Source organism: Paenibacillus sp. N119s, from assembly GCF_059447605.1.
The window spans coordinates 1-6,561 of sequence record NZ_JCAJRU010000263.1; the positions used below are offsets into that span (position 1 = coordinate 1).

Genomic DNA, 6,561 nt, shown 5'->3' on the forward strand with positions numbered 1-6,561 from the left:
TGCCGTCGAGATCGGTTACTTCCCGGCCTCATCTTCGGTATCTGCAAAAGCAACACAGAGGTAACAAAGTTGTGATATTTCCCCCGCGTGTTTTCGGTATGATAAACTAGATTTTGCTAGTTTCATATTTAGTATAAACCTCTATACTTTCAGAATTTTTTTGCATGCGGGGGATGTCATTCAATGAAACACACTTTTTTAAAAAGAACACTGTTAATCATGAGCTTGCTAGCTATCTTAGGGATTTTGGTGTATGAAGCACGTACCATATATCACACACCTATAGTCAAAGGAACTCATCGTACACGCACTGCGAATGCAGATCGACTGGTACGTCACTTATTCTCACTGACGCCTACACCAGATAAGGTATATTACCAAAACAAAGTAATTGTCCTGATGTATCATGAAGTGACCAAGATTCCACCTGATCCTGGTGCCCTCAAGCTTAGTAATTTAACGAGACAGTTGGACGAAATGAGAGCAAATGGCTTCCATTGGATCACAATGAAGGAGTATACGGACTTTATTTTACATAAAGCCAAGGTTCCCGATAATGCGGTTCTTATGACATTTGACGATGGCTATGAATCTTTTTATACGGACACTTTTCCCGTGTTGAAGAAGTATCATGTTCCGGCTACCAATTTTCTCATTACATCCACAATCAGCAATCCTAAACATATTGGTATACCCAAGCTGACATGGGATCAAATTCATCAGATGCATGCAGAGGGCATTGATTTTTACAGTCATACCAATGACGAGCATTCGTACGGATACTCCAACACCACGCGCACCAAACAAAAACCGCTTCTGATGGGTCCGGTGTATTCGAAAAAGCTGGGGCGAATGGAAACTGAGGATGAGTTCAAACAGCGGATTTATAGCGATTTGGACATGGCTAACAAAAAGCTATTCAAACATCTGCACAATGATCAAAATGTACTGGCCTTTCCTTATGGGGGCTATACCAAGGAGACATTGGAAATTTGCCGTTCCTTGGGAATTGACGTTACGTTCACGGTGAAACGAGGAATTAACTCGCCAGGGCAAACGAACGGCTATCGCGTCAATGCAGGTGGAATACACAATATTCCGGAAGTATTGGTGCAATATATGAAAGAAGGGGCTCCCCTTCGCCCACTTCCTTTTGCCCAAGGTCCCAATGAGGCATCGTGAACACAATAGTTAATTTAAAGACAAAAAGAACCTTTACAATCATTTTGGGATTGGAAAGGTTCTTTTGTTGTATGGATTCGAGTTTAGGGCCAGATACGAATTAGCGCAATAACAGCCAGATGTACCGGATAAAAGCTGCGCCACAACCAACGCGGTACCCGGTTATAAAATCCACTTTCCTCAGTAGCAAAACATACGATCAGAATACTGGACAGCAGACTAAAGTGCTGAATATTCGCATGGTGTACCATATCATAAACAATATTCAAAACAAAATGAGCAGCAATTATCATATAGGAACGGGTGAATCGATAAATGAGAACAAGCAGCAGACCATAGGCTCCGTAATCCATCTGGCTGAGCTCCATGAACAGAGCTATGAGGACGTACAGACCCGTTATAGCCGCCCAATGCTTCATGCGAGATGCAGCAGCCAGCGCGAGCAACGACGTCAGTAGCGTCCAGATCACATTGGGTCTGTGTACATCAAAAGCCAGCATATAGGGCACCTGGGAGATCAAGGCTAGTCCGAGCAGGCGAAGCATGTAGCTCCGCATATTTCGGGTACGGGTATATCCCATATAGAGAGCGTACGCGTAGATTGGAAAAGCAAGCCTGCCGGCAATCCTCCAATCCGGGTCTGTCGGAAAAAACACCAGTCCGACATGGTCAATCAGCATCGTCAGCATGGCCAACCAGTACATATAAGGCCCCCTTATTCATGTTTTACGTCTTTTCTTCTGTCAAACTCAGAATGGCGTTCATAATATCCGTTTTCGTTACTCGCCCTACTAATCCTTGAATTGGAGCCAAGGAAGTGCATTGCTCGTCTAAAACTGGAAGACAATTTACCTGATATCGAACCAGTCTCGATATTGCTTCCAGTAAAGAATCTCCTGGGGCTAGTGTCGTCATTTGGGCCCGGCGAGTCATGGCCATGGTCACTGGGACAGTGTGAAGATCGGTATGTCCCAGCATGACCTTCAGCAAATCTTTGCGGGTAACAATACCGATGAGCTCCTTATCCTCCCCTGTGACCATCAGCGTGCCTGTATTTTGCTGAAACAGCATTAATACCGCATCATAGGCTGTAGCACTACTTGAAATCAAAATCGGCTCACTAAGTATATCTGCCACCGTCAGCTTTTTGAGCATACTGCCGATATGGCTATCATATTTTGGATCACGTCCGGGCAAGTAGCCCACCTTTGGTTTGGCATCTACTAGCCCGAGCATAACCAGCAACGCAAGGTCAGAACGCAAAGTCGGCCGCGATAGTCCCAGCTCTTCAGCAATTTTATCCCCTGTAACAGGTGCCAGACGCTGAACAATATCAACAATTTCCCGCTGTCTATCTGACAGTTGAATAATGATTACCTCCTTATGGAATGGGGTAGTATAAATTATAAAGGAGCAGAGATCAGTAAATTTCAGCATGCTTCGACAATTCATCAAATTTTAATTAAAGACCGCTTGTTTTCAAATTTAAAATGTGTCACAATTAAGGATGTAATACATACTAATTATAAGTTTAACGTGTGCAATATGCTACATTTAAATGAACATAATGTACACCATATGATATGTATTATGTACTATATAAACCTGAGGAGGAAAATCAAATGAAATTTTTCTTGGATACTGGTAACATTGAAGAAATCAAACGTATTGAACGTTTGGGTCTGGTTGATGGTGTAACAACCAACCCTTCCCTGATCGCTAAGGAAGGTCGAGTGTTCAAGGAAGTCATTCAGGAGATTTGCAGTATCGTTGAAGGTCCCGTAAGTGCTGAAGTAATCGGCCTCAAGGCTGAGGATATGCTTACAGAAGCTTATGACATCGCAAAATGGGCACCTAACGTGGTGATCAAGCTTCCTATGACTGAGGACGGTTTGTACGCTTGTAACGAGCTGACCAAGAACGGAATCAAAACGAATGTAACACTGATTTTCTCCGCAGCTCAAGGTTTGATGGCAGCCAAAGCTGGCGCTACTTTTATCAGCCCGTTCGTAGGACGTCTGGATGATATCGCTGTTGACGGTATGAAGCTGATCCGCGATCTGAGACAAATTTTGGACATTCATGGTCTGAAATCCGAAATCATCGCTGCTTCCATCCGCAACATTAAGCATGTAGAAGACGCTGCCCTGTCTGGTGCACATATCGCCACCATTCCAGGTTCCTTGCTTCCTTCCCTGTGGAAACATCCGCTGACAGATAGCGGTATCGAACGCTTCCTTAAAGATTGGGAAACTGTACCTAAAGCTTAATTCGCCAGTCATGGCAAACTATATTGTACTAAACTCCAACAGCCCGTTTTCGGGCTGTTTTTTTATTTTCTGCGTATGCGCGTGAAGTGGAATAAGAAATGTCTGTTTACAGCATACTGAACAACTTCTTTTGACAAAACAACTTGTTGTTCATATAATTGTTATAACAACTAATTAAATTCAAAGTAACTATGTACGGAAAATAGAAAGGAGTGCCTTATGAACAATTTGCCTCCCGATTGTTCTATTGGGATGTTGCTCGGGATTACTCATCGTAAAATGAGTCAACAGCTCTTGCATCGTCTTAAACCTTATGATATTTCCCCAGAGCAATGGTCGGTTCTGTACCAAATCTATCAGGCCGAGGGCCTAAATCAGAAAGAAATTGCAGCTAAAGCCGTAAAGGATCAGCCCACCACGACTCGTATTATTGATTTGTTGGACAAGAAGGGCTGGGTACGGCGTGTGAATAGTCCACAGGATCGCCGGGCCTATTTGCTGCATTTGACTGAAGCAGGCCGACAGCTTGTGGAGGAGACTCTTCCCATCGAACGGGATGCCAACCACGATTTTGTAAAAGGAATTTCCTCTGCCGATCTGAAGCAATTCCGCCATATTCTTTTACAAATTCATACCAACATGACTGAATCAGAACAACAAGGAGAGAACGATTAATATGCAACAAGGCAAGCAACCTCTTTGGACCAAGGAATTTATCGTTCTTACGGTTTCCAATTTATTTTTGTTTCTGGAACTACAGATGATTGTATCTTCCATTCCTTCCTATGTGAAAAATGCATTTCATGCCACCTCCGTCCAGGTCAGTCTCGTGACGACTTTGTTCGCGCTAAGCGCAATTGTGGCAAGGCTTTTTTCTGCCCGTATGCTGGAAAAAGGACATCGTAGCGCCTTGATCTTCGTTGGACTGCTGTTTGCATTAGCAGGAACGTTGGGATACAGTGTTTCACCGACAATTGCGGTACTCCTGCTCATGCGTATGCTGTTCGGGATTGGCTTTGGCATGAGCAGCACCGCCTTTCCAACGATGGTCACTGACGTCATCCCACCCAAACGTCTCGGTGAAGGAATGGGATTTTTTAGTTTGTCCACTAGTTTAGCAATGTCTATCGGCCCGACCATTGGTATTTCGATGCTGCAATATGGCAGTTTTAACCTGCTTGCTTATTCGACATCCGCTGTCATCGTTGTAATTTTCCCTCTAGCTTATTGGCTCATTCGTACACTGCCTAAGGGGCACATCGAGCCACCTATGGTTCCTTTGGAAGAAGGGCACAAACCGGCATTTAACCGTAAATTGTGGATTCCCGCCTTGCTGAACATGTTGATGTCTATCACATATGGCGGGTTGCTCGGTTTTATGGCACTTTACGGGGATGAGGCTAATCTTGCCCATCCGGCTTACTTTTTCCTGTTTAATGCGGTATCTGTACTGATCGTGCGTCCCTTCTCAGGCCGTATATATGATAAAAAAGGGGCAAAGGCACTGCTTATCCCCGGTTCCCTGTTTCTCATTGGCGGTCTGATCCTGCTTTCCTACGCACACAGCGACGTCTTTATGTATCTGTCTGCTCTTTGCTACGGTATCGGATTTGGTGTTATGCAGCCAACGTTGCAAACCTGGATGATTCAGGTCGTGTCACCTAAACAGAGAGGTATGGCAAACGGCATGTTTCTCAATTCCCTTGATTTTGGGGTCGCAGCCGGAGCACTTATCCTTGGCATTATTGCCAAAGCCAGTGATTATGCGTGGATGTACCGTCTTTCGTCGCTGTTTATTGTGCTGTTCTTGCTGATTTATGTCATTCAGATCATTGCAAACCACAAGCCTAAAACACAGATCCCGCTGGAGGGATAAGATTCTTCCCTTGAAATGAGCATGCATCTACACTTGCATAAGTATGAAAAGCACCCATTACCATGGTTTCATGGACAATGGGTGCTTTTGATTTTAGAGCATTTTCAATTGCAAGTTTATTTATTTCGCAGGAGTTTTGTGTCTTAGCTTAGAAGAAAGAGGCTTTTTCCGCGACATGTATGCCATTTTCTCACTTTTGTTGCTACGATCACTGGATTTGTCCCCTGCTGGTTCATCCTGCTTAGGCTTAACCGCAAGCAGCATCAGCAGAGCCGCAATTCCCCCCACTGCGGCCATGACGCCAAAAAGCAGACTATGCCCACTGCGGCCAATCAGCAAGGATACCACTGGAGGACCTAAAGATACTCCGACAAAGCGCATGCTGCTATACAAGGATGTGATGGTTCCGCGCTCCTCTTTTTCAATCCCCTTGGTAATCAGGGCATCCAAACAAGGGAGTGCGAGCCCAATACCGCCGCCTCCTAACGTAAACAGACCAACCACTGCATAAATATGTTGAAAAAATCCGAGAATGGCAAAGCTGATCGTCAAAATGACCAAACCGGCAAAACCGATCCATTTCATGCGCTTTTTATGCTTACCAATAACCTTGCCACCTAAATAAGAACACAGACAGAGGGAAATAAGCGGTATGGCAAGCACAAAGCCTTTCCAGACACCATGAAGGTGGTATCGACTTTCCAGTATGTCAGATAAGTAGAACAAGACGCCAAAAATGACAAACATACAAATACCGCCCATAGCAAAAATAGCATAGAGCCAGCGTCCTTTTTCGGCAAGCACTTGCTTCACATTTCCCACAAATTCTCGGAACATAATCGGTTGGTTATTTCGCTTGGGCACATGGATGAGCCAAATGACTAAAATAAGTGAAATCAAACAGAGACCCGGAATCACTGCCAACGGCAAAAACCATAATACTGCTCCCAACGCAGCACCGAGAATCGGACTTAATACTTTACCAAATGTATTATAGGTTTCGACTACTCCAAGGTTTTTGCTGGCTTCATCCTCGTTCTCATACAGATCACCCACAAGCGGAATAACGATAGGAAAGGCCCCCGCCGCTCCTGCACCCTGAAGTAAACGACCTGCAATAATGGTCCAATATGCTGCCAGGTCATGAAGCAGCCATGCTCCCACCGCAGAAATTCCCCCTCCAATCACAGTCAGAATGAGACAGGGAACAATCACCGCTTTACGGCCAAATCG

At 44.6% G+C, this 6,561-nt stretch carries 7 protein-coding genes; 4 read left to right on the forward strand and 3 right to left on the reverse strand.

Annotated features, from left to right (window positions below; translation table 11 throughout):
* Window positions 1-183 precede the first annotated feature (183 nt).
* Complete coding sequence (locus AC5V8P_RS22110) at window positions 184-1,182, forward strand: polysaccharide deacetylase family protein (protein ID WP_064798148.1); 999 nt, start codon at window positions 184-186, stop codon at window positions 1,180-1,182.
* Window positions 1,183-1,265: 83 nt separating this feature from the next.
* On the opposite strand, the gene AC5V8P_RS22115 is transcribed toward AC5V8P_RS22110, so the two are convergent.
* Window positions 1,266-1,886, reverse strand: a complete 621-nt coding sequence (locus tag AC5V8P_RS22115; RefSeq protein ID WP_064798149.1) for a TraX family protein — start codon at window positions 1,884-1,886, stop codon at window positions 1,266-1,268.
* 22 nt (window positions 1,887-1,908) lie between these two features.
* Window positions 1,909-2,619: a CBS domain-containing protein gene (locus AC5V8P_RS22120; protein WP_081276883.1), complete on the reverse strand. Its 711-nt coding sequence runs from the start codon at window positions 2,617-2,619 to the stop codon at window positions 1,909-1,911.
* Window positions 2,620-2,804: 185 nt separating this feature from the next.
* Between AC5V8P_RS22120 and fsa the strand changes: the two genes are divergently transcribed.
* The 3 genes from fsa to AC5V8P_RS22135 all read left to right on the forward strand — a co-directional run bounded on the left by fsa (window position 2,805) and on the right by AC5V8P_RS22135 (window position 5,328).
* Window positions 2,805-3,452, forward strand: coding sequence for a fructose-6-phosphate aldolase (gene fsa / locus AC5V8P_RS22125; RefSeq protein ID WP_040101606.1), 648 nt, complete (start codon window positions 2,805-2,807; stop codon window positions 3,450-3,452).
* Between the two features lie 219 nt (window positions 3,453-3,671).
* Window positions 3,672-4,127, forward strand: coding sequence for a MarR family winged helix-turn-helix transcriptional regulator (locus AC5V8P_RS22130; protein WP_063209091.1), 456 nt, complete (start codon window positions 3,672-3,674; stop codon window positions 4,125-4,127).
* 1 nt (window position 4,128) lies between these two features.
* Window positions 4,129-5,328 (forward strand): MFS transporter, encoded by a 1,200-nt coding sequence (locus tag AC5V8P_RS22135; RefSeq protein ID WP_064798150.1) that lies wholly within the window; start codon window positions 4,129-4,131, stop codon window positions 5,326-5,328.
* A gap of 120 nt (window positions 5,329-5,448) precedes the next feature.
* Here AC5V8P_RS22135 and AC5V8P_RS22140 read toward each other — a convergent pair.
* Window positions 5,449-6,561: MFS transporter (locus AC5V8P_RS22140; protein WP_495473868.1), on the reverse strand; the 1,113-nt coding region annotated here is incomplete at its 5' end.

Excerpts from the sequence above, each read along its gene's own strand:
- AC5V8P_RS22110 (WP_064798148.1), top strand. The coding sequence starts at position 184 with ATGAAACACACTTTTTTAAAAAGAACACTGTTAATCATGAGCTTGCTA.
- AC5V8P_RS22115 (WP_064798149.1), bottom strand. The coding sequence starts at position 1,886 with ATGTACTGGTTGGCCATGCTGACGATGCTGATTGACCATGTCGGACTG.
- AC5V8P_RS22120 (WP_081276883.1), bottom strand. The coding sequence starts at position 2,619 with ATGCTGAAATTTACTGATCTCTGCTCCTTTATAATTTATACTACCCCA.
- fsa (WP_040101606.1), top strand. The coding sequence starts at position 2,805 with ATGAAATTTTTCTTGGATACTGGTAACATTGAAGAAATCAAACGTATT.
- AC5V8P_RS22130 (WP_063209091.1), top strand. The coding sequence starts at position 3,672 with ATGAACAATTTGCCTCCCGATTGTTCTATTGGGATGTTGCTCGGGATT.
- AC5V8P_RS22135 (WP_064798150.1), top strand. The coding sequence starts at position 4,129 with ATGCAACAAGGCAAGCAACCTCTTTGGACCAAGGAATTTATCGTTCTT.